The sequence below is a fragment of the Lactonifactor longoviformis DSM 17459 genome (assembly GCF_900129135.1).
GTDB classification, from domain to species: Bacteria; Bacillota; Clostridia; order Lachnospirales; family Lachnospiraceae; genus Lactonifactor; species Lactonifactor longoviformis.
On record NZ_FQVI01000011.1, the window covers coordinates 17,628 to 39,408 of the forward strand.

Consider the following 21,781-nt stretch of genomic DNA (forward strand, 5'->3'; position numbering starts at 1 on the left):
CTCTCTCAGGCATGAATGTGCCCCATTATGTGCCAAAAGCAGGGAATAAGAGGTATGCATACACCATGGACAAAACGCAGTAAACAACAGTCATAATAATAAATGCTTTAATCGTTCTTTTGAAAACTTCTCCTTCGGCATTCTTTAAGCCCAAAGTTGCATTTACAGCAATAATATTATTCGGGCAAATCATATTGCCCAGGGAACCTCCCGCACTGCTGCTCGTTACCGCTACTATCTGGTTGATGCCAAGCGTGGCTGCCGCTTCCAGATGAAGCATACAGAACAGTTTATTAGATCCCAGACAGGATCCTGTGATAAACGCTCCGATTGCACCGATAAGAACGGAGACTGCAGGATAAAACTTCCCGGCCAGGTCAGCCAGAAACTGGGCAATCTGGGAGATCATACCTGAACTGTTCATCAGGTTTGCCAAAGCGTAAAGGGAACACAGCGTGATAATTGGTTTGATCAATTTTAAAATTGCATTCTTCTCGCATAATAAAAATTTATCTGCGCATCCCATACAAAATGAGCTGATGAGAACTACAATATGAATAACAGCCCCAATCCAGGTGGCATATCCGTACTTTGTAAGTGCACTCAGCGGAAAGCTAAAGCGCACCGCAGGCAGTAAAATCAGGAGCAGCAGATAGGGTAAAAATGCTTTGAAATTGGACTGATTTGTTTCAAACTCCGTGGAAGAATCATTTATGTATGCAGCATTTTCCTTCACGCCCACCAGCTTTAAATAGGCAACGGATACAATCACGCCCACTACCCCGGATATTAAATCCGATAGTTCCGCTCCGATAAAGTTAGATACTAAAAGCATAGCTATACTCATGCCTATACATACTGTCGCCAGATATCCCCACATGCCTTTTAAACTTTTAGCTCCATACAAGACAATCAGGAGAACAATTGGCACCACCAGACAGCCTGCCGCCAGAAACCTTCCTGTCATGGCAACAATATCCTCCAGCGGTACGGTCCCTGTAATTGCGCTCATGCCGGCAATTGTAGGAACTCCTGCACCCCCAAAGCAGGGCGGTACTCCGTTGCAGATCAGACAGGCGGCAGCAGCCACCAGCGGCTGAAAGCCCAACCCCAGCAGGAACGGGGCCAAAATTGCGGCCGGCGCACCGTTCCCGGTGGCCCCTTCAATAAATACTCCCAGACAGAAGGCAATGAGTACAATCTGTACACGGCGGTCTCTGGTAAGAGAACTGACGGTTGTTTTTATACGATTCATGCCCGAGCTGACCTGCATTAATTCTAACAGAGAAAATGCGCCCCATACCAGGAATGCCACCTGCAGGGCAGCTATCACACCGCTTCTGGATGTTTCAAGCATAGCGGCCGGTTTACCGGAAAAAGCCGTGACTGCCAGTAAAAATGTAATGGCTACGCCTATCAGAGCGACTATCCAGGCCGGTTTTTTCAGTATTACAATTCCAACTAATACGATTAAAATGGGAATTATTGCTAATAAAAGAGACAATAAACTTCCCCCTTTCTGCAGAATGCCGTTTCACTAATAATTTGCACTTGCTATCATACCGCTTATTTTTTCCGCAACCTGGTCCAGTTCTTGTCTCCTCTCAGGGGTAAGCTGTGGAATGATTAATTCCTTCACACCGCCTCTTCCCAGTTTTACTGGCAGGCCCATGGCGCATGTGGAATACCCCAGATGTTCACAGAGGGGCGTCGAACAGGGGATGATAAGATCCATGTCCTTCGCAATAGCTTCCACCATCATTGACATTGTTACCCCGGAAGTATAGCCGGTAGTCGTGCCTGTCTCAAGATCGGTCCAGTGCCTGAACCAATCGCCGCATTCCCTCTCTATCTGGGACTGCTGTTCCTGGGTAAGCTTCAGGGGAACACCCCCGTATGTCATGGACTCATACAGACGAATGGCCCCGCCCCCATGTTCACCGATGCACAGTGCGCCGATATTAGCGTACTCTTTTCCTGTAATCATCTCCGTGGCCCATTTGAGGCGAATCGTATCATTGCCCGCCAGCCCCAGGAATTGTTTTTTATCCCAGCCCAGCAGCTTTTGGTAGATGTAGACAAAGACGTCCACCGGATTTGCAGACACAATAACAACCGTTGTCGGTTTGCAATGTTTCTTTAATTGTTCACAGATTGGAGCTATAATTTCTACATTCATCTGCAGCTCCTGAGCCCGGTCTTTAATCTCCTTGGAGAACGGCTTGGCTGCAGCACTGAGAATAATGTCACAGTCAGAAAAATCTGAATAGTCCTTTGCCAAAGAAACCTTTGTCCGGCTCACCGGAAGAAACGCCTGGTTCATATCCATCACATTAGCTGCCGCAAAGTTCTCTTTCACGTCCATTAATTTTATTTCTTCCACACAGTCCCGCAAACCCACACAAAAAGCGGTTGTCGCTCCCAGGCGCCCTGCGCCTCCTATTACACCGAATTTCATATTTCTGCTCCTTTCAAATGATCATTCCATTCCCTGTTCCGCCAGCCTCATAAGTATATGGAATCTCTGATCCGCTATCTGCTGAATACTGTTGATATCTTCTTCTGTAAGATTCTTAAATTTTCCAATCCCCTGTATAAATTCCTTTACAGATATCGGTGTTTTGTTTCTCACATTCATGTGATACCCGTCCTCATCCATCTCCCATAGAGGAAACATGTTGGACCTTACGGCATTTCTGGCTACCTCAATAGCTTTTTCCGGGGAATATGCCCATCCCGTAGGACAGGGAGAGAATACATGCAGGTAGGCAAAGCCTTTTTTACTGGCTGCCAGCCCCTTCTCTACTTTTTTCACAAAGTCTGCCATGTGGGACGGCGACGCCGTTGCGCAGTAGGTCAGTCCATGCATGGACATAATCAGAGGAAGATACTTCTGCTGCTGCTGTTTGCCGTTAATCACAGCTCCTATGGGGGTGGTGGATGTCCTGGAACCCTTCGTCGTGGTGGAACTTCTCTGATAACCTGTATTCATGTACCCCTCATTGTCATAACAGACATAGAGCATCTTTTCATTTCTCTCCGCAGCTGCCGAAAGACTTTGAAATCCACAGTCGGCCGTGGCTCCGTCCCCTGCGATTCCAATCATATTTACCTCTCCCCTTCCTTTCCGCTCATACATCTGACTCAGCCCGGTAAGGAAGGACGCCGTATTATCCAGCAGGGGAATGTGTACAGGAATCTTAAGGCCGTTGGCGTAATTCCACCCCACCACACCGGCTCCGGCCATACATCCCGGGGGAATTCCCACAATTGTATTTTTACCTGCTATTTTCAGAACGGTTCTCAGTATTAACTCTCCGCCGCACCCCTGACAGGCAGACATGCCCGGAGTCACCTGATCTTCTGCTTCTTTTAAAATATCAATATAGCTCATTTATCTTCCTCCTGTCTAGTCTACCATATACCACTGGGTTTCTCTTTCCCCCGGTTCATTTTTATGGGCGTCCAGATTCCTGATTGTCTCCATCATCATTTCAATGGAAATGTCTGCGCCGCCCAGACCGCCGATTGCAGAAAAATGACAGTATCTGCTGTCAGCGTCCGCCAGCGCTGCCTTGACTTCCATATGCATGGGGCCCTGGCTCCATCCAAAACTCACACTTCTGTCGATCACCGCAAATGCTTTTTTATCCTTTAAAGCATCTCTTATTTTCTCTGCCGGGAATGGCCTTGTGAAGCGCAGTTTAAGCAGACCTGCCTTAATTCCCTCTTCTCTGGCCTGATCCACCGCATCCATTCCCGTTCCGGTCATTCCTCCGATGGTTACTATGACAACATCCGCATCCTCTGTCCGGTACTGAGAGACAGCTCCCCCGTAATAGCGTCCAAAGGTATCCCCAAATTTCTTATCCACCTCATCGATTACTTCCAGGGCTTTCTCCATTGCATCCAGATGAGATTTTCTGTATTTCATCAGGATGGGGCCCGGTGTAAGAGGATCCAGGGCAAAGGGGTGATCCGGATCCAGCACTGCATGGTGAAAAGAAGGCGGCGGCAGGAATCTGTCCACCTCTTCCTGCAGGGGGAGATCCACACCCTCGGTGAGATGAGAGCTGTAAAATCCATCGTAGCAGACATTTACGGGAAGTAATACCTCCGGGTGCTCGGCCAGCATATAGCTCTGGATGATCATATCCACGATCTCCTGGTTACTGTCACAGAACATCTGAATCCATCCGGCTTCACGGACACTCATAGCATCCTGCTGTCCGCTCCACACAGTCTCCGGCGAGGTCATTTCTCTGGTAGCCAGAGCCATAACCATAGGAAAACGCAGGGTAGACATACGAAAGTAGGGTTCATACATCAGCGCCAGGCCCTGGGCGGACGTTGCTGTGAACACTCTGCCGCCTCCGGCAGCCGCCCCCTGAACTACACTCATAGCGGAATGTTCCGATTCTACCTGCACCAGGTTGGCATCTATGACTCCGTCGTGAACCAGTCCGGCCAGATATTCCACGACAGAAGACTGGGGGGTTATAGGGTAGGCGGCAATCAAATCCGGATGACACAATGCTGCTGCTTCTGCCGCAGAGTAATTACCTGTAAGAACTTTTATCTTGCCCATTATCTTGAACCTCCTTCCAGTACCATAGCAATCGCACCTTTTTTGCACTCATTGGCGCAGATCCCGCATCCTTTGCAGTAATCATAAGTGATTTCAAACTTTTTTCCGACAGCGGCAACGGCATTGACCGGGCAGAAGGCCAGGCACATGCCGCAGTCGATACATTTTTCTTTGTCCATCACCGGACGGTATACTCTCCAGCTGGCTGTATCGAGAATGTACATTCCTTCATCCCCGATGGGTGTTATATGTAAACGCTTCTCCATAAACTTCCTCCTACTCTTTTAAGCCGGCTGCCTGCCCGTAAGCCTTTTGGGCAGCCTCTCTGTTTGCAGCTCCAAAGGATGCCTCTACTTCCTGAAACAGCACATCTTTGTCCACCAGTCCCGAAATTTGGGCGAATGCCCCCAGCATTGCTGTGTTGGGTATATTGCGCCCCAGAAGCTCTTCTGAGATCCCGGTTGCATCAACTACAGCAACTTTCCCTGCACAGGAAGGAACTTTCAATTCCTCCGGGGTTTTGACAGAATTAATAATAACAGTTCCGCCCTCCTTCAGCCCTGCATATGTACTTGGGAGGGACACCAGCGAGTCATCCAGTATCATCAGGATATCCGGTTCATACACCTGCATCTTTCTGCGGATGGGTTCATCGGAGATTCTCAAATAGCCAAATACTGGGGAGCCTTTTCGTTCCACCCCGAAAAACGGAATAAACTGGCCGTACTTTTTTCCGGCTACGGCAGCCTTTACCACTATCTGGGAAGCTTTTACAACTCCCTGGCCGCCACGGCCGTGCAAACGGATTTCTTTCATACGCATTTCTCTCCTTTATGGTTTATTTAATGAGTAACCTTTTGCATTTTGTTCACTGTATCAAAACGTTGTTTTGTATATCAAACACTTTGTATCTTTATAATATATTTAGTTTCTAATTCTGTCAACTACTCTTTTGCTGCAAAAGTGTAACATTTTTCATACTCATTTTTGTCTATAATATATAAAACATCCGTTTACTACATGAAACAATCGTTGACGGACAAACTATTTCTTGTTACACTGAAACCATATTATCCAAAGGAGGAATGCCACTTGAAAGAAACCGGCAATAACGAAAAATATATTCTCCATTCTGTGGAAACTGCTCTTTCAGTTATGGATCTTTTTTTTACTTACGAAGAACTGAGCCCCAGTGATGTAACCCGCTATCTGGGGATTAACCGCAGCACAGCTTTCCGATTTCTGGTGACGCTGGAGCAAAGCGGCTATATTGTTAAGACAGAGAATTCCAAATACCGTCTCAGCGTCAAAGTGTCAACGCTTGGCCAGATTGCCCACAACCGCATGGAACTTATCGGTCTCATACATCCCCATCTCTGCCGCATCTCAGAGGCAACCGGAGAGTCATCCCATCTGGTCATCATGGATAATCCCACTCATGTTACCTTTGTAGACAAAAGCATCGGGTCCCTGTGGCTGAAAATGGATATTCTTCTGGGGTACACACAGTACGCACACCTCACTGCAACCGGAAAGTCCATACTGGCCTACGAGTCGGATCAGTTTATCAACCAATACATCCGCTCCGCAGTCTTTGAACAGCAAACACCATACTCCATTAAAGATGCCAAAGAACTGCTGAATATCCTGGACAAAGTAAAAGCAGATGGATATTCCAGTGATAACGAGGAAACAGAGATCGGGCTGTCCTGTTATGCCGTACCAATCCTCTCGTTTTCCGGAAGGCCCGTGGCCGCAATCAGCTCCTCCGGACCGACCACAAGGATGCTGGCCAATAAAGAGAAACATCTGGAAGCACTGCACAACGCAGCAGAGCAGATCCAAAAAGGGTTGCAGTAAAAAAGGGCAAAAAAAGATTTTCATATTGACTCCCATACCCCTATATGATATATTTTGATTAAACAAGTTCACATATTAAAACGCCGTTTATTATATTAAACACTTTGTAAATTGCATTAATATTATAAGGAGGCGTTTATGAATTATCGACTGCTAATTATTAATATGGGCTCTACCTCCACAAAGGTAGGTGTTTATTCTGACGACACTGCGCTCTGGGTCCAGTCGATTACTCATCCCAGGGAAGAGATTGCAGGATATCTGCATTTTATGGATCAGTATGAGTATCGTATGGAGGCAATTCTCGCTCTTCTGAAGGAAAAAGGTGAGCGGCTGGAAGCTTTTCACGCTATTGTAAGCCGCGGGGGTACCATACAGCCGGTACGGGGAGGGACATATAAGATCACGGGCAAAATGCTTGCGGACTCCCAGTGCGGCAGATATGGGGATCATCCATGCAATATCGGAGGGCAGATCGCCTATGATCTCGGACAAAAATACAATATCCCGGCCTTTACCGTAGATCCCCCGGTATGTAATGAAATGTGTGAGGAAGCCGTTTATTCCGGCCTTCCGGAGATTGAAAGAATTGCTTCATTTCAGGCTTTGAACCACCGTGCCACCGCAAGAAAATACTGCCGGGATCATGGAGTGGATTACGCAGAGACCCATCTCATAGTGGCTCATATGGGCGGCGGAATTACCGTTGCCGCCCATGAAAAGGGCAAAATCATTGATGTGAATAACGGACTTGCAGGGGATGGTCCTTTTGCTCTGGAGAGAAGCGGAGACCTCCCGGTAGGAGAATTAATTAAGCTTTGTTACAGCGGCCGGTACACCCAGGATGAGATGCTCCGCAGGGTAAATGGACGCGGGGGCATGGCGGCATATCTGGGCACAGTAGACGGACAGGAGGTGCAGCGCAGAATTGATTCCGGTGACAAAAGGGCTGAGTCTGTCACCAGGGCCATGGCTTATCAGGTTTCCAAGGAAATCGGAGGAATTGCCGCAGTGATGAAAGGTAGGATAGACGCCATCGTTTTGACTGCCGGTCTGGGATATTGGGACTATTTCGTTAATCTAATCAAAGAGAGGGTCTCCTTTATCGCTCCCGTGGCTGTCTATCCTGGGGAAAATGAAATGGAATCCCTGGCGCTGGGCGCTCTCCGTGTCCTGCACCGGGAGGAACCTATACAGAATTACGATGAGCAGTCTGCCTGAGAAAGGAGGGTTTCCATGTATCACAACTTTGAAGAAATCATGAAAGAGATACGCAAGAATACTGATAAGAAAAACATAGCCGTAGCCGCTGCCCATGACTCTGAGGTTTTAGAATGTGCTGCTCTGGCGCGAAATGAGGGAATTGCCGCTTTTACACTAATTGGAATAGAGGATAAGATAAGAGAGATTCTCTTGTCCCTTGGAGAAAAACCGGATATGTGGGATATCATCCACCAACCAGATGACAAAAAATCTGCCATGCTGGCTGTGGAACTGGCCGCTGAGGGAAAAGCGGACGCTATTATGAAAGGTCTCCTCCACACTTCTGACTTTCTGCGTGCCCTGTTCCACAAAGAATACTGCCTGGTCCCCCAAAAAGCGCTTGTCAGTCAGATAACCGTCAGTGAATTTCCCCAGGAAAACCGGTTTATCCTTCTGACTGACTGTGCGATCAATGTATGCCCTTCTTATGAGGATAAGGTTCAGATTATCAGAAATGCCGTATCTCTGGCGCATAAGCTGGGAATCCATTGTCCCAAGGTTGCCTGTATCGCCCCTGTGGAGGTGATTAATGAAAAAATGCCGGAGACCATTGACGCGGCTATGCTCAGCAAAGCCAATGAGCGGAGCCAAATCAGAGACTGCCGGGTGGACGGCCCTCTTGCGCTGGACAATGCCGTGTCCGCGGAAGCTGCAGCAGCAAAAGGCATTTCCAATCCCGTGGCAGGAAGCGCCGATATCCTCCTTCTCCCCAATCTGTGTACGGGAAATGCACTGGATAAAGCACTGCGGTATTTCGCCAATCTGAAGACCGGAAGCGCGGTCATCGGCGCAGGTGTTCCAATTATAATGACGTCCCGGTCAGATTCCGCCCAAAATAAGCTCCATGCTGTGGCGCTCAGTGTTTTATAACCTTAAAAACGGAGCAGAAAAGCCCATGTAAAACCTATGGCTTTTCTACTCCGTTCTTTTCACATATATCTGCAAGACAGCACCTTTCACAGCGGGGCTTTGTCCTGGCTGTACAGACATCTCTGCCGTGATATACCAGCCTGTGACAGAAATCACTTCCCTCCTTCGGAGGAATAAGCTTCCACAGTGCCATCTCTACTTTTTTTGGATCCTTTATCCCATCCACAAGTCCCATGCGGTTTACCAAGCGGATACAGTGCGTGTCAGTGACAATGGCGGGTTCCCCGAAGACATCCCCCATGATCAGATTGGCACTCTTTCTTCCCACACCGGGGAGCTTCAGAAGACTGTCAAAATCTCTGGGAACCTTTCCCCCATATTCATTCTTTAATATTTTCATACAGGCACTGATATCTCTCGCCTTGCTCTTCCCCAGACCGCAGGGTTTTACTATGCGCTCTATATCCTCCGGTTCCGCAGCAGCCAGAGCATCCACATCCGGATACTTTGCATAGAGGTCCTCTACCACCACATTTACTCTGGCATCTGTACACTGAGCAGCCAGGCGAACACTCACAAGCAGTTTCCAGGCATCATCATAGTCCAGCGTACATCCGGCCTCCGGATATTCCGTTTTCAGTCTCTCAACAATCTCAAGAGCCAAGTTTTCCTTTGTCATAGCGTTTCCTCTCTATTTTCCCAGCCTATTCCCTGCAGTCAGACACTGCCTCCTAATTTTTTGTCAGCGCTTCCTTCAGTTCCGCCACCGTCCGTCCCAGCACCGGATGCCTGAAATAAGGAGCAATCTGAGCCATAGGCAAAAGTACAAAGTCTCTCAGAGGGATTCCTATATGAGGAATCTGCAGTGTCTCCGTGTCAAGGATTAAGTCATCATAAAAAAGGATATCCAGATCCAGAGTTCTGGGTCCCCAGCGAAGCATTCGTTTTCTGCCAGCTTCCTGCTCGATGCCATGAAGCATATCCAGCAGTTCAAAAGGAGTCAGAAGCGTCATTACCTCTGCTGCCCCATTCAGGAACTTATCCTGGTCTGTCACCCCATAAGGCTCTGTCACAATAAAATCTGATACCCTGCCCACCCGGCAGCTCTCCTGTTCCTTCAAAGCCTCCACAGCCTGAGTAAGATATTCTTCTTTGTCCCCCATATTGGACCCAAGGGCGATGTAGGCTCTGTGCCACCCCCTGGTAATCTCAATAGAAACCGTATCCAGAGGAAGCCCGATAGGCGCCCAGGGCTTTTTAATTTCCAGCTTCACCTGAGTCAGAAGGGAGAAGTGAAGAAGCAGTTCCTTTGCCAGGTTCTCCACCACTGCTTCTATGAGCTTAAAGGTGTGGTTTTCCATGTACTCCTTCATGAAATGACTGACTTCCCCGTAGTTAATCGAACGCTCCAACTGATCGGTCAGACCCGCTTCTCTGGTATCTGTATATAAGACAGCAGAAATCAAAAACTTCTGTCCCAGCTTTGTCTCCTCCGGAAACACCCCGTGATTGCAGTAAACCTCCAGGTTCTGTATCTTAATCTTATCCATTATTCAGCCCCTCTTCCCAGGATCGCTTCCGTCATCTGTATCACCCTGGCATTTTCTTTTATATCATGAACCCGCACAAAGGCAGCTCCCTTCATCACGCCCAGCACGGTGGTAGCCAGGGTCCCCTCCACTCTCTCATCTGCAGGCAGATCCAGCGCCAGTCCAATCACTGATTTCCTGGAAGTTCCAAGCAGCACGGGACACGCCAGCTCATGGAGGCGTTCCAGGCACCGGATAGCTTCCAGGTTATTTTCATAAGTTTTGCCAAATCCTACGCCGGGGTCCAAGATGATTTTTTCCATTGATATACCGGCTTTTTCGGCAATGGCCAATGTATCTCTCAGATCGCTGCACATATCTGTCATAAAATCTTTATAGTCCGGCTGGTTTCTGTTGTGCATCAGACAGCAGGCGGCCCCTGACGCTGCAATCACTCCCGCCAGTTCAGGATCATATTTTAATCCCCAGATGTCATTCACCAGATCAGCCCCCGCCTCGAGGGCTGCCCTTGCTACCGCACTTTTATAGGTATCCACTGACACCGGAACATCAAATCTGGCCTTTACTGCCTCAATCACCGGCACAACACGGCGAATCTCCTCTTCCTCTGTAATCTGCACGTGACCGGGACGGGTGGACTCCCCCCCGATGTCAATGATATCAGCGCCTTCCCCAATCATATCCTCTGTGTGCCGTAAGGCCGCATCGCTTTCATTCCATCTGCCTCCGTCGGAAAATGAATCGGGAGTTACATTGAGAATTCCCATAATGTAGGTATGATTCGCTGTGTCAAATACTTTATTTCCAATTGTCATCATAACTTCCGTCTCCTGTATTCCATTAGTACTTTAAAATCAAATTTTTTTTCTCCGGACTCCAGTCACACTGCGCTTCAGCCTGACATCCGAAGCAGCTCCTGGACATCTTGTCCGCCCGGTATATGATTCCAGCCAGGTTCTTCTCCCCCTGTACTGTACTGTCCCTGTGCCTGACGATTGCTGTAAGAATCGACCTGCGCTCTTCCGGTTCAAAGCCGCAGTCTGCAAGTATCGCATCCGCTATAGGGACGCTCGCCTTCTGATGGGGCGTCTTGTCCCGGTACTGTACATGCCGCCCGATATCATGAAGAAGTCCGGCCGCGTAAATCCACTCTTTTTCTATCTTTAGTCCTTCTTCCAGACTAAAAAGATAGGCCAGACGAGCCACATCCAAAAAATGCGTCATGTCATGGCCACAGAAAATGCGCTCTTCTTCGTATCCCCTTATCTTTTCCAGACATTCTATGTACGTAGGATGCTGTAAAATACTGTTTACTCTCTCCATCTATTTCACCAGCTGATAAAAAGTGTTCTGCAGTTCGGTATTGCCTTCAAAGACTCCCCTGGTTACCATGGTGACTGTCTTGGAACCGGGCTTTTTAATTCCTCTCATGGTCATACAGAGATGCTCAGCCTCTATCATCACCATAACCCCTCTTGGGCTCAAATGCTCCATAAAAGAATCTGCGATCTGCGCCGTCAGCTGTTCCTGAAGCTGAAGCCGTCTTGCAAACACTTCCACCGTCCTGGCAATTTTGCTCAGGCCTACCACTTCGTGATCCGGTATATATGCGATGTGTGCTTTTCCATAGAATGGGAGCATATGGTGTTCACAGAGAGAGTAGAACACAATGTCTTTTTCCACTACCATCTCATTGTTTGTCACATGGAAACGCTTTTTCAGATGCTCTCCCGCATCCTCTTCCATGCCGCCCACCAGCTCTGTATACATCCTGGCAATGCGATCCGGGGTCTCCACCAGGCCTTCCCTGTTAATGTCCTCCCCGATCCCTTCCAGAATGAGTCTGACTCCTTCTCTGACTTTATCCTGATTTACCATTTCTTTTGTCTCCGTTCAAAAATACTTAGTATACTGATCGATTTCTTATTATATCATACCTTCGGCATGATCGCCATTCGCCAAAAGTGAGCAATACTCCCTATGGCTCGCTAACGCTCATTATATCATATTTTTTGGTAAAAGAAACGATAAATTTATACATCTATCCCCAAAACTATACATTCTCCTACTTCAAAGCTACACAGTCCACCCGCACAATGGTATCCCCTTCGTTCCCCTTGATTACCACCTGGTATTCTGTGTCCGCATCATAGGGCTGCATCAGAGGCTGAATGCCATATTTTTGATACATGAGCTTATTTTCCAGGGCTTTGATCTTTGCTTTGCCGTCTATGGTCTCCCTTTTTAAAGATACCCGGCCGTAATCGTTCCAGGAACCGGACTCTTTTTCCTGGGTGACAGCCACAATCTTAAGAATCTCGTAATCACTGAGTTTTTTATCCGCAGGGATTCCTTTCCCTTTCAGAAAATTTACTGTCTCTGTAAAAGAAGGGTAAATATAGCCAATGCCTCCGTTCATACTTCCTTCCTTCGCAAAATTCAGCATACCAAGGGGCACATCCCCCATGGCCTCCTTCATGGATAAATCCTCCAGATCTCTTCTGTAACAGGCGAACAGCTCCCTCTTTTCTTCACCGCTGAGGTCAGGCGTCAGCACAGACACTCCGTTGGACCAGGTGAATTCATAGCCGTTATCAATGTCCTCTTCCCCATAGGAAATCAGTGACACCGTTCCAGCCTTATATTCCCCGCTCTCATAAATGGGCTGAAATGCTTCCAAGTCCTCCGAAGAGACTACCGGATACTGCCGATAAATGTCGGAACCATTTTTCATATGATAGGCAACCGCAGCGTAAGTCATTGCCTCCTGTTTCCCCTCCGTGTGTTCTGACAGACCCCGGATCCAGTCCAATACAGCAGCTTTTCTCTCTCCGGTAAGTTCCATATGGCGGAAACGGCTTTCTGCCATCGAATCATTCCTCAGATCCTCTTTTAGAAATTCGCTGTAAGGATCTGTGTCATCCATGCCCTTAATGCTTACCGACACAGAACTTACCTTCGCTTCCTCCGGCAGATAAGAATCATACCCCCAGAGATCCCAGTAAAAACTGCACGCAATCAATGCACATATCCCTGCAGTAAGAAACATCTGCCGCTGCCTGGACAGCATGGCCCGAAAACGGAACTGAAAAATCACCTCTGCCAGTCCGTGGAAGGTGAACACTGCCGCCAGAATCCCTGCCAGCACCCATACCACAGAACCGCTCTGACCCCCGCACAGGCGGAAAAAATATCCCCCCATAAGGCCCAGAGGAACTACAAACAAGAACCGAAGAACCAGCTGCGCAGCGGGAAATGCTATGGCTTTTCCTGCCGCTTCTGCGGGGCGGCGGTAAAAGAATACCCTGAGCAGAACATACAGAACTGCTGCCAATCCCAGGGCAGCCGCAAGATACGGAGCATAGTCGTGCAGGGACCACCTGCCTGCCCCAGTCCCATATTCCCCGAGACCGGCCATCCTCTGATATAAATCCAGGGGAGAAAGATACAGATTTATGCGATTCAGCCAGTCGGCCTGGTAAAAAGTCTGAAAAAACATTTTGCTGTACATCTGTACAATGATCCCAAAGGTTACCGACACATAAAAAACGAAAAAAGCCAGCAGTCCCGCAGCGATCACAATATTTCCCGTCAGCAGCACAGCCAGCAAAGTAATATGATAGAACAAAAGAAAGCCAGCCCCTGCTACCAGAACCCCGGCCAGTGCCAGATAGAGACTGTCGCCCATATGCTTCGGATCTTTGATGAACCAGCATAAAAGATGGGAGATAAAACAGGGAACTGCAAAAATCAGTAACCCATTCCAGTAAGCAGCAGAGAATAACGTTCTTCTCCTCACAGGCAGGCTGAAGTAAAAGTCTGTCCTGTCCTGGGAAAAGAGATAGGAAAATCCCTGGATTCCGCACAGAACAGCCAGAAGAATACTGATCGCCATAACAGTCTGGTTCCCGGGACCAAGTCTGTCATCTCCGGCCCAGAGCAATCCACTTCCCCCGGATGCAGTTTCCAGTACGTACATACCGAACAAATAGCAGGAAAGTACCATGAGCCATATTCTCCTCTTAAAGTCCTCCTTCATTCTTTTAAGAAATGAGAGTCTTGATGTCATAACCAATAGCCTCCGTTTCATTTATAAATATTTCCTCCAGAGTAAGGGGGAGAAACTCCCAGCATTCCGGTTCCAGACTCTCTATTGCTGCCCGGACTTCCTCTTTTCCCCCTCTTGCCAGCAATGTAGTCAAGAATCCTGTCTGTCTGCAGGAAACCAGGGAAAGGCCTGCGGATAACAGTTCCTTGCCGGAATCTTTGAAGATACCCTGCACCTTATGAATTTCATATTCCATATTCTGTATATCCCTGGACAGGAGTACACCCCCCTTGTGCAAAATTCCAATGTAGTCACAGCATTCTTCCAGTTCTCTCAGATTGTGGGAAGCGATTACCAAAGTCAGTTCTCTTCGCCCCATCTCATCCCGAAGAATTCCTGTGACGGACTGGCGCACAACCGGATCCAAACCGTCGAATACCTCGTCACAGAGTATATATTTTGTGTTGGCACACACTGCGCATAAGATACTTACCTGCTTTTTCATCCCTTTCGAAAACGTCCGCAGCCGCTGGTTTTCCTCAAACCCAAAGTATTTCGCTAATTCTAAAAACCGTTCTGCTGAAAAGTCCGGATAAGTATTTTTGTAAAACCGGGCCAGGCTGGCAGTGGTTGCATTTGCAAAAAAGTATGGTTTATCCGGCAGGAAAAAAATTTTTTCTTTCACCGCTGGCACATCAAAGATATTCTCACCATCAGCTGTAATACTCCCCTCGTCCGGCCGCAGAATACCGGCCGCAATTCTAAGAAGGGTAGTTTTCCCGGCCCCGTTGGTTCCCAGAAGGCCGGTAACCGCTCCGTCCTGAATCGTCAGCGTTACGTTATTTACTGCTTTGACCTCTTCAAAGCTTTTGCTTATCTCTCGTATCTCTATCATTTTCTGTCAGATTCCCCTTTCTGTCCGGCAGCATTACTGTAAATACAGTTCTCTCCTCCCCGCTCTCAGCATAGATCTCTCCCCCGTGGGCCTGGACAATTTCTTTTGCTATGGCAAGCCCCAGCCCTGCTCCTCCAGTATGAGTAGAACGGGAGCTGTCCAGACGGAAAAACTTCTCAAAAATGGTCTCCAGCTGGTTTGGGGGGATGGGATCTCCCAGGTTAGAGAATGTGATCTTCACCTTGTCCTCCGTGCGGCATGCCCGGATCTCAATGACAGTGTCCTCATAGCTGTACGCAATGGCATTCTTCAGAATATTATTAAATACTCTGGCCAGTTTTTCTCCGTCCGCCCATATCCACAGCTCTTCCGGAGTCTCGATAACAACTTTTTTCCTCTGCTGCTCTAAGATGGGATAAAACTGTTCACCAAGCTGCTGAAGAAGGAAGCCAAGATTAGCCCTCCCCAGATTGATCTGTATTGCCTGGAGATTAAATCTGGTAATATCAAAAAATTCGTTTATGAGTTCTTCCAAGCGGTATGCCTTATCCAGTGTTATCCCAATATATTTTGCCTTTTGCGCCGGGGGCATCTCCGGCACTTCATCCAGCAGGGACAGATATCCAATCACCGAGGCCAGGGGGGTCTTCAGATCATGAGCCAAATACGTAATCAGATCGTTCCGCTTTCTGGTTTCCTTTTCCAGAATCCGGACCTGTCTAACTTCTTTTTCCCGAATCTGATGAAGCTGCGCTTCAATCCTGGCGTAATCGCCGGGAAGAGGAGGGATCTCCTTCTGATTTTCCTGAAACTTTCTGAGGATATCCGCTATTTTTCCAATGTCCTGCTGATTCTTTTTTTTGGCCATACGGGCGGCAAGCCATCGCACAAGAAAGACCACCCCCAGTACGAAGACAAGAAAAGCAGGATACAAAAAACTTTTCAGGGCATACCAGTTGATTGTCTGGGATTCTATATAGTCATTTGTTTCTGCATTCAGAAATGTATCCCGGTAAACAAAAGAATTGGTAAACCAGTCTACAAATATCCCGTTAAATGTTGTATCCAGAAGTGTGTAAAGGAACCTGCAGACTACAAGCACAAGAATGCCAAGCCCAACTGCCTTTACTGCTTTTACCCATTTATTCTTCAACCTTATACCCCACTCCCCAGACATTCTTAATGTATTTCGGATTCTCTGCCGAATCTTTCATCTTCTCCCGGATATGACGGATGTGTACCATCACCGTATTATTGCTGCTTGTAAAATACTTTTCTTTCCAAACCACCCGAAACAATTCCTCAGAGCTAACTACCTTCCCTTTGTTTTTACAGAGATACCAAAGAATGGAGAACTCAATAGGCGTCAGGCTGATAGGCTTTTCATTGAGCCAGCAGCCGTGCTTTTCTCTGTCCAGAACCAGTCCGGATACGGTAATCACGTCATCCTCGCTCCCCGGACTGCTGTATCTTTTATACCTGCGCAGCTGCGCCTTTACCCGGGCGATTAACTCCAGTGGACGAAAAGGCTTTGTTACATAATCATCCGCCCCCAGGGTAAGACCTGTAATCTTGTCCATCTCCTGCTCTCTGGCGGTGAGCATAATAATTGGGTACGTATAACTCTCCCGGATTCTCTGACACAACGTGAAGCCATCCAAATCCGGCAGCATCACATCCAGAATCGCCAGGTCCAGGGATGTCGTTTGTACGCATTCCATTGCCTCCGCACCTGTATAATACTTATATACCTGAAATCCTTCATTTGTTAGAAACAGCTCCACCAAATCAGCGATTTCTTTCTCGTCATCTACAACTAAAATCCGTGCCTCCACAGTACTTCCCCCTATGCTTTTCTATGTGTTTAATATCCTGAGCCATTATAGCAAAATTTACTTTCTTTTCTATTAACGATTTATACAGAAATGCTTAAGATTTGCTTAATCTTTCTTCCCATATTTTTTAGGAACTCTCCACACTTTATTCAAGAAACAATCACAGATATTTCACAATTATCCTTTATAGTTATAAGTGTTAAGAGGCCAACAACCTAACGCAAAACTTTTTCTTTTTCATAAGCCAGTATCCGCAGGGTACTGGCTCTCCTTCTTTTATATAGCAAATGGGGGCGGATATGTGTTACTTCCGCCCCCATCGCCGTACTCCCGTGCACAAAGTCCGGCAGCCCGGGCTCATATCTTTAAAAACGTCCGGATGCGCCGCCTCCTCCCGAGGAACCGCCTCCTCCTGAGGAACCTCCGCCGCCTCCGAAGCCTCCGCCTCCGAAACCGCCTCCAAAGCCTCCACCGAAGCCTCCGAAACCGCCCCCGATATAAGGACCGCGGAAGCCTCCGCCTCTTCTGCCGCCTCGGCGGTTATTATTGTTTAGCAGAATCAGTATGATAACTACCAGAATAATCCATAGAATGTCTCCCGTCTTTGAATCATCGCTGCTCTCCCCGCTGTCTGCATCTTCCTCAGGAAGAAGGCTTTCCGTTTCAAGCTCTGCGGGAGGCTGCAGACCATATTCCTCATAGACAGCCTCCATCACCCCGGTATACATCATTTTTACTCCTGTATTCCAGTCGTCCTCTTTTAAATACGGAGTCCCCTGGCTGCGTATAATACGGCCTGCCTTAGCATCATTAATGGCTCCCTCCAGGCCGTACCCCACTTCGATCCGGACCTCCCGATCCCGGATTGCCACAAGGATCAGAACCCCGTTATTCTCTTTCTCATCACCAATTTTGTACTGCCGGAACATAGTATTCGCATAATCTTCAATGGTATCCCCGTCCAGACTTTCTACAATGGAGACGACTACCTGAGCCTTTGTCTCCTCAGCCAGAGCTTTGCTTCGCTGTACCACATAGGTTTCTGTCTCTTCGCTGAGTACATCCGCAAAGTCGTTGACATAGAATTCACTGGTCTGACGGGGAATCTCAGGTGCCCCAAAAACCTGTACAGCCTGAACAGTCAACAGACAGACCAGGAACACAGGCAGCCATAATATTTTTCTCTTTTTTTTCATATTCTCCCCTGTTCCCTGTCTCTACTCGTTAAAATTCACTTCCGGTACACTTTCAGCGCCTTGGGCAGCCTGGAAGTATTCTGCCTTCTCAAATCCGAAAATGCCTGCAAACAGATTGGACGGAAACCTCCTGATTCTCTGGTTATAAGTCTTTACCGCATCGTTGTAATCTTTTCTTGCTACCGCAATCCTGTTTTCTGTTCCCGCCAATTCGTCCGACAGAGACTGGAACTGCTCACTGGATTTCAGATCCGGATAATTTTCTACTACCACAAGCAGGCGGCTGAGGGCACTGGAAAGCTCACCATCCGCCGTCGCTTTCTCTTCCATACCCTGCGCCCCGGACAGCTTTGCCCTGGCATCGCTGACAGCTGTGATGACTTCCTCTTCCTGTTTTGCATATCCTTTTACGGTGTTCACCAGGTTAGGAATTAAATCAACTCTTCTCTGCAGCATCGTGTCAATATTGGCCTGCTGGTTCTCCACATCCTCCCGGATCCCTACCATAGAGTTATACTGGCTTACACAAAGTCCTCCGATCACAATCACTCCGACTATGATCCCCAGCAGTATTATTTTACCTGTTTTTTTCACAATGAATCCTCCTCTTCTTTCCCTATTTGGGATACCGTTTTCCTGTAAAGGATGACACGGTTACCTTAATCACTGAAATGATTGAGACCAGTCTTTCATTAAAATCAAATTCCTTGCCTGAAATACATTTCATCAATATCTTCATGGCCTCTATCTTCTCCCCGGGGTCTTCGATAATTTGGGCCGTGCCGTGTCCTACGATACTGGCGTATTTGTAACCGTACTGGCAGGGAACTTTCCCCTCCACCAGCTGGTGATCACAGTCCAGTTCCACGCCCACCCGGCTGTATCTGCGAAGGACATCCAATTTCTTTCCTTCTACTGCTCCGTGAAGATAAAAAACAAGTTCTCCGTTCTCATAAGTATACCCATAATTCATAGGAAGAATGTAAATCTCCCCGTCATCGTACATTCCAAGACGCAGAACTTCACATCGGTCGATAATATCTATCATATCCTGTACATCTTCTATTTCTCTGTCCCTTCTCACCTGCTGTATCCTCCTTTATCATTTGTCTTCAAACGGTATGTCATTATTTTATCACAGCAGCTCCTATTTTTCCTCCAATTTCATAAATTTTTCGATATATTTAATAAAAGAGACCCATGTACCGGCAGACAGCACCGGCACATGGGCCTCTTTTTATCATCCTTACAGGCAGGATTAAGTTGGAATACTGGAAAAGCAGCCGGGATTAACAACCTCCAGACTTCCGTTGTCAGCAGTGACATCCAGAAGAAGCTTTCCCTTCCTCCAGAAGCGGTATCGGATCTTGCAGGATAAAGCTTCCTGAATTTTCCCGGACATCCTCCCTTTTACCGGGGAGCGCAGACTCTGTCCCCCTTTCCAGGGATACTGAACCCACAGAAGATCTCTTCCCTGGCAGATCATAAACTCTCCGGAATTCCACCGAAAGATTCTTGCTCCCAGATAAGAGGCCAGACGATACTGTCTGCCTCCGTAGTACACGATGGCAATACATCCTGAAAATTTCCATCTGCCTGCAGGTACCTTCGCCACAGCAGCCGTAAATGCCATATGCCCTTTGTCAAAGACACTGCACTGTGTCCACACATATCCTTCAGGAAACGAAGTTCCCCAGTCTTTTTCAATATATCCGCACCCGCCGTTCAAATTATACCGTTCCCCATTTATCAGAAGACTTCCGTGAATCTTATGGCTCAGACTCAGAATACCGTGATTGCATTCCATGGTAAAATAAGACAGAGGGCCCATAATATCCCCGGAAGGAGGCGTCAGGCTTCCATATCTCAGAACCCCCTGTATTTCGGCTTCCTTACTCTTTAGATTTACCCGGATTCCTTTTTCACAAAATACATTCTCACCGATCTGGCAGTAAAACCTTTTTCGGTCCCCGTAGTACTGACTGGGCAAAAATTGGAATTCCCATGCGTTCTTTTCCGTGATCACCTGAATGAGAATGCTTATCCTTCCGTCTTTTTCTACATGGTAAGAAGGGATAAAGCTGATCGTTTTACTCCCTTTCTGGTGTTTCAGATACCATCCCTCAAAATACTCTCTCTTGTCTTTTCCTCCCATAAATGCGCCGCATCTGCGCCCTCTTCTACTGATCATCCTGCATTCCTCCGATATCATTTTGTGCCGGGTTATCGATAAGTTTTCCCTTATAGCTGAATCTGGAGCCATGACAGGGGCAGTCCCAGCTTTTCTCCTGAGGGTTCCATTCCAGCTGGCAGCCAAGATGAGGGCAGCGTACCGACACTGTAAATACTTTTCCGTCTTCTCTCTTATATACTCCTACCTTCTGTCCCTGCATCTCCACAATACCGCCTTCCCCTATTGTAAGATTTTCCAGGACGTGGTCAGGTACCGCAAAGACCTGCTTGATCAGACCGGCAGCTGCCTTTGTACCGTCCACTGCCATATGCTTCGCCGTAGAAAGTGTGATTCCTCTCTGGGGAGAAAACACTTCCTCCCACGGGTTGGGTACCTTCCGAATCAGATCACTGATTAACATAGCAGCAACCATAGAAGAAGACATGCCCCATTTGCTGAATCCGGTAGCGACATACCAGTAGGGACGGCGGGCGGAATACCTGCCTATATAAGGAATCTGATCGGGTGACATACAGTCCTGTGCCGACCACATAGCTTCTGTCCTGCACTGAGGCCACCAGAGCGCCGCCTTGTCTCTCAGTTTTCGAATAGAAGCTTCTGTAAGATTTTCTCCGGTTCTGTGGCTCTCTCCTCCTAAAATCAGATATTCCCCGCTGTTCCGAAAGGAATAATCCCACTTCGTATCCGTGCCCAGATACATCCCGTCCATACGGCCGGCACCAGAGAATGCAGCGGCATAGCTTCTCTCCTGATGCATCCGCATGAAATAGTATCCCGGACGGTTTACAAACGGATAATGGGTGGCAAAGATAACGTGATCTGCCTCCACCTTGGGGCCTGCCTCAGTAAATACCTTGTGTTCCTCTACACGGAGCACCCTGGTCTTCTCGTAAATCTCGATATCCCGGGCAATTCCCTCTAAAAACAGAAGCGGATGGAACTGCGCCTGAGCAGGATAGCGGATCGCTCCCTCTACTGGAAAGGGGAGCGAGGTAGTTGTGGTAAATTCCCCTGCGCAGCCCAAATAATTCACAGCCTCTACCTCTTTTTCTATCTTTTCTCTGTCTGAGACAGAGTATAAAAATGAGGGTACCCGCTCAAACATACACGCTATATTATGTTCTGTTATTATCTGTTCGTATTTTAATATTGCCTCCCAATTAGCTCCCAGATACAGGCCCGCCGCTTCCCTGCCAATCTTCTGGATTAGCTTATCATACAGAAGGTTATGGGAGAGCGCTATTTTTGCTGTCGTATTTTTTGTCTGCCCGCTCCCGATCCGATCTGCCTCCAGAAGAAGCACTGAAACTCCTCTGTGTTTTAAGAGATAAGCAGTCAAGATGCCTGCCATCCCGCCGCCTATGACCACGGCTTCCGTTTTCTTATCAGAAGTAAGGGGCTGAAAATTCGGGAGTTTCTCCCTGCGCATCCAAATAGATTCCATGATTTCACCTCTTCATTAAGGTGTGCGGACTGCGGGTG

23 protein-coding genes are annotated in these 21,781 nt (G+C 47.8%); 3 read left to right on the forward strand and 20 right to left on the reverse strand.

The genetic code is table 11. The annotated features are described in order from the left end of the window. Nucleotides 1-25: 25 nt before the first annotated feature. Genes BUA56_RS11465 through BUA56_RS11490 form a run of 6 tightly spaced genes read right to left on the reverse strand, consistent with a single transcriptional unit; the run spans nucleotide 26 to nucleotide 5,404 of the window. A complete protein-coding gene (locus BUA56_RS11465) occupies nucleotides 26-1,504 on the reverse strand; it encodes an L-lactate permease (RefSeq protein ID WP_072851810.1) in 1,479 nt (492 codons plus the stop codon). Between the two features lie 33 nt (nucleotides 1,505-1,537). After that, on the reverse strand, nucleotides 1,538-2,458 hold the full coding sequence (locus tag BUA56_RS11470) for a malate dehydrogenase (protein WP_072851813.1): 921 nt from the start codon (nucleotides 2,456-2,458) through the stop codon (nucleotides 1,538-1,540). 21 nt (nucleotides 2,459-2,479) lie between these two features. Then, the gene (locus BUA56_RS11475) at nucleotides 2,480-3,394 is read right to left on the reverse strand and encodes a thiamine pyrophosphate-dependent enzyme (RefSeq protein ID WP_072851815.1); all 915 of its coding nucleotides are present in this window, start codon (nucleotides 3,392-3,394) and stop codon (nucleotides 2,480-2,482) included. Between the two features lie 15 nt (nucleotides 3,395-3,409). Next, nucleotides 3,410-4,588: a transketolase C-terminal domain-containing protein gene (locus BUA56_RS11480; RefSeq protein WP_072851826.1), complete on the reverse strand. Its 1,179-nt coding sequence runs from the start codon at nucleotides 4,586-4,588 to the stop codon at nucleotides 3,410-3,412. Further along, nucleotides 4,588-4,854 carry a 4Fe-4S binding protein gene (locus BUA56_RS11485; protein WP_072851829.1) on the reverse strand — a complete coding sequence of 89 codons (267 nt, stop codon included), beginning with the start codon at nucleotides 4,852-4,854 and terminating at the stop codon, nucleotides 4,588-4,590. The genes BUA56_RS11480 and BUA56_RS11485 overlap by 1 nt, the downstream gene beginning before the upstream one ends. Nucleotides 4,855-4,864: 10 nt before the next feature. Next, nucleotides 4,865-5,404: a 2-oxoacid:acceptor oxidoreductase family protein gene (locus BUA56_RS11490; RefSeq protein WP_072851831.1), complete on the reverse strand. Its 540-nt coding sequence runs from the start codon at nucleotides 5,402-5,404 to the stop codon at nucleotides 4,865-4,867. Nucleotides 5,405-5,680: 276 nt separating this feature from the next. On the opposite strand from BUA56_RS11490, the gene BUA56_RS11495 reads away from it, so the two are divergent. The 3 genes from BUA56_RS11495 to BUA56_RS11505 all read left to right on the forward strand — a co-directional run bounded on the left by BUA56_RS11495 (nucleotide 5,681) and on the right by BUA56_RS11505 (nucleotide 8,581). Further along, entirely contained in the window at nucleotides 5,681-6,448 is a 768-nt protein-coding gene (locus tag BUA56_RS11495; protein ID WP_158640999.1) for an IclR family transcriptional regulator, read from the forward strand. A gap of 138 nt (nucleotides 6,449-6,586) precedes the next feature. Further along, nucleotides 6,587-7,669, forward strand: coding sequence for a butyrate kinase (gene buk / locus BUA56_RS11500; protein ID WP_072851833.1), 1,083 nt, complete (start codon nucleotides 6,587-6,589; stop codon nucleotides 7,667-7,669). A gap of 15 nt (nucleotides 7,670-7,684) precedes the next feature. After that, nucleotides 7,685-8,581 carry a bifunctional enoyl-CoA hydratase/phosphate acetyltransferase gene (locus tag BUA56_RS11505; protein ID WP_072851834.1) on the forward strand — a complete coding sequence of 299 codons (897 nt, stop codon included), beginning with the start codon at nucleotides 7,685-7,687 and terminating at the stop codon, nucleotides 8,579-8,581. Nucleotides 8,582-8,615: 34 nt separating this feature from the next. Here BUA56_RS11505 and BUA56_RS11510 read toward each other — a convergent pair whose 3' ends face one another. From BUA56_RS11510 to BUA56_RS11575, 14 genes are all read right to left on the reverse strand, one after another. Beyond that, the gene (locus BUA56_RS11510; RefSeq protein WP_072851836.1) at nucleotides 8,616-9,260 is read right to left on the reverse strand and encodes an endonuclease III domain-containing protein; all 645 of its coding nucleotides are present in this window, start codon (nucleotides 9,258-9,260) and stop codon (nucleotides 8,616-8,618) included. Between the two features lie 52 nt (nucleotides 9,261-9,312). Continuing rightward, nucleotides 9,313-10,131 carry a 2-amino-4-hydroxy-6-hydroxymethyldihydropteridine diphosphokinase gene (folK, locus tag BUA56_RS11515; RefSeq protein ID WP_072851838.1) on the reverse strand — a complete coding sequence of 273 codons (819 nt, stop codon included), beginning with the start codon at nucleotides 10,129-10,131 and terminating at the stop codon, nucleotides 9,313-9,315. Further along, the gene (gene folP, locus BUA56_RS11520) at nucleotides 10,131-10,946 is read right to left on the reverse strand and encodes a dihydropteroate synthase (protein ID WP_187143905.1); all 816 of its coding nucleotides are present in this window, start codon (nucleotides 10,944-10,946) and stop codon (nucleotides 10,131-10,133) included. The genes folK and folP overlap by 1 nt, the downstream gene beginning before the upstream one ends. Nucleotides 10,947-10,971: 25 nt before the next feature. Further along, complete coding sequence (locus tag BUA56_RS11525) at nucleotides 10,972-11,454, reverse strand: HD domain-containing protein (RefSeq protein WP_072851841.1); 483 nt, start codon at nucleotides 11,452-11,454, stop codon at nucleotides 10,972-10,974. Further along, nucleotides 11,455-12,009, reverse strand: coding sequence for a GTP cyclohydrolase I FolE (gene folE / locus BUA56_RS11530; protein WP_072851843.1), 555 nt, complete (start codon nucleotides 12,007-12,009; stop codon nucleotides 11,455-11,457). Between the two features lie 187 nt (nucleotides 12,010-12,196). Further along, nucleotides 12,197-14,200: a DUF6449 domain-containing protein gene (locus tag BUA56_RS11535; protein WP_139249488.1), complete on the reverse strand. Its 2,004-nt coding sequence runs from the start codon at nucleotides 14,198-14,200 to the stop codon at nucleotides 12,197-12,199. Next, a complete protein-coding gene (locus tag BUA56_RS11540) occupies nucleotides 14,175-15,074 on the reverse strand; it encodes an ABC transporter ATP-binding protein (protein ID WP_072851847.1) in 900 nt (299 codons plus the stop codon). Before BUA56_RS11540 ends, BUA56_RS11535 begins: the two co-directional genes overlap by 26 nt. Then, nucleotides 15,040-16,227 carry a sensor histidine kinase gene (locus BUA56_RS11545; protein WP_242946766.1) on the reverse strand — a complete coding sequence of 396 codons (1,188 nt, stop codon included), beginning with the start codon at nucleotides 16,225-16,227 and terminating at the stop codon, nucleotides 15,040-15,042. Before BUA56_RS11545 ends, BUA56_RS11540 begins: the two co-directional genes overlap by 35 nt. After that, nucleotides 16,217-16,909, reverse strand: coding sequence for a VanR-ABDEGLN family response regulator transcription factor (gene vanR / locus BUA56_RS11550; RefSeq protein WP_072851851.1), 693 nt, complete (start codon nucleotides 16,907-16,909; stop codon nucleotides 16,217-16,219). The genes BUA56_RS11545 and vanR overlap by 11 nt, the downstream gene beginning before the upstream one ends. Before the next feature lie 365 nt (nucleotides 16,910-17,274). Further along, on the reverse strand, nucleotides 17,275-18,105 hold the full coding sequence (locus tag BUA56_RS11555; RefSeq protein ID WP_072851853.1) for a TPM domain-containing protein: 831 nt from the start codon (nucleotides 18,103-18,105) through the stop codon (nucleotides 17,275-17,277). A gap of 21 nt (nucleotides 18,106-18,126) precedes the next feature. Continuing rightward, nucleotides 18,127-18,699, reverse strand: coding sequence for a LemA family protein (locus tag BUA56_RS11560; RefSeq protein WP_072851855.1), 573 nt, complete (start codon nucleotides 18,697-18,699; stop codon nucleotides 18,127-18,129). Nucleotides 18,700-18,721: 22 nt separating this feature from the next. Further along, nucleotides 18,722-19,189 carry a pyridoxamine 5'-phosphate oxidase family protein gene (locus tag BUA56_RS11565; protein ID WP_226904292.1) on the reverse strand — a complete coding sequence of 156 codons (468 nt, stop codon included), beginning with the start codon at nucleotides 19,187-19,189 and terminating at the stop codon, nucleotides 18,722-18,724. Between the two features lie 174 nt (nucleotides 19,190-19,363). Then, nucleotides 19,364-20,296: a tocopherol cyclase family protein gene (locus tag BUA56_RS11570; RefSeq protein ID WP_072851859.1), complete on the reverse strand. Its 933-nt coding sequence runs from the start codon at nucleotides 20,294-20,296 to the stop codon at nucleotides 19,364-19,366. Beyond that, complete coding sequence (locus tag BUA56_RS11575; protein WP_072851861.1) at nucleotides 20,286-21,743, reverse strand: FAD-dependent oxidoreductase; 1,458 nt, start codon at nucleotides 21,741-21,743, stop codon at nucleotides 20,286-20,288. The genes BUA56_RS11570 and BUA56_RS11575 overlap by 11 nt, the downstream gene beginning before the upstream one ends. Between the last annotated feature and the right edge of the window lie 38 nt (nucleotides 21,744-21,781).

Bases quoted from the DNA above. Each gene is read 5' to 3' on its own strand.
- BUA56_RS11470 (WP_072851813.1), bottom strand. From the start codon at position 2,458: ATGAAATTCGGTGTAATAGGAGGCGCAGGGCGCCTGGGAGCGACAACC.
- BUA56_RS11475 (WP_072851815.1), bottom strand. From the start codon at position 3,394: ATGAGCTATATTGATATTTTAAAAGAAGCAGAAGATCAGGTGACTCCG.
- BUA56_RS11480 (WP_072851826.1), bottom strand. From the start codon at position 4,588: ATGGGCAAGATAAAAGTTCTTACAGGTAATTACTCTGCGGCAGAAGCA.
- BUA56_RS11485 (WP_072851829.1), bottom strand. From the start codon at position 4,854: ATGGAGAAGCGTTTACATATAACACCCATCGGGGATGAAGGAATGTAC.
- BUA56_RS11490 (WP_072851831.1), bottom strand. From the start codon at position 5,404: ATGAAAGAAATCCGTTTGCACGGCCGTGGCGGCCAGGGAGTTGTAAAA.
- buk (WP_072851833.1), top strand. From the start codon at position 6,587: ATGAATTATCGACTGCTAATTATTAATATGGGCTCTACCTCCACAAAG.
- BUA56_RS11505 (WP_072851834.1), top strand. From the start codon at position 7,685: ATGTATCACAACTTTGAAGAAATCATGAAAGAGATACGCAAGAATACT.
- BUA56_RS11510 (WP_072851836.1), bottom strand. From the start codon at position 9,260: ATGACAAAGGAAAACTTGGCTCTTGAGATTGTTGAGAGACTGAAAACG.
- folK (WP_072851838.1), bottom strand. From the start codon at position 10,131: ATGGATAAGATTAAGATACAGAACCTGGAGGTTTACTGCAATCACGGG.
- folP (WP_187143905.1), bottom strand. From the start codon at position 10,946: ATGACAATTGGAAATAAAGTATTTGACACAGCGAATCATACCTACATT.
- BUA56_RS11525 (WP_072851841.1), bottom strand. From the start codon at position 11,454: ATGGAGAGAGTAAACAGTATTTTACAGCATCCTACGTACATAGAATGT.
- folE (WP_072851843.1), bottom strand. From the start codon at position 12,009: ATGGTAAATCAGGATAAAGTCAGAGAAGGAGTCAGACTCATTCTGGAA.
- BUA56_RS11535 (WP_139249488.1), bottom strand. From the start codon at position 14,200: ATGACATCAAGACTCTCATTTCTTAAAAGAATGAAGGAGGACTTTAAG.
- BUA56_RS11540 (WP_072851847.1), bottom strand. From the start codon at position 15,074: ATGATAGAGATACGAGAGATAAGCAAAAGCTTTGAAGAGGTCAAAGCA.
- BUA56_RS11555 (WP_072851853.1), bottom strand. From the start codon at position 18,105: ATGAAAAAAAAGAGAAAAATATTATGGCTGCCTGTGTTCCTGGTCTGT.
- BUA56_RS11570 (WP_072851859.1), bottom strand. From the start codon at position 20,296: ATGATCAGTAGAAGAGGGCGCAGATGCGGCGCATTTATGGGAGGAAAA.
- BUA56_RS11575 (WP_072851861.1), bottom strand. From the start codon at position 21,743: ATGGAATCTATTTGGATGCGCAGGGAGAAACTCCCGAATTTTCAGCCC.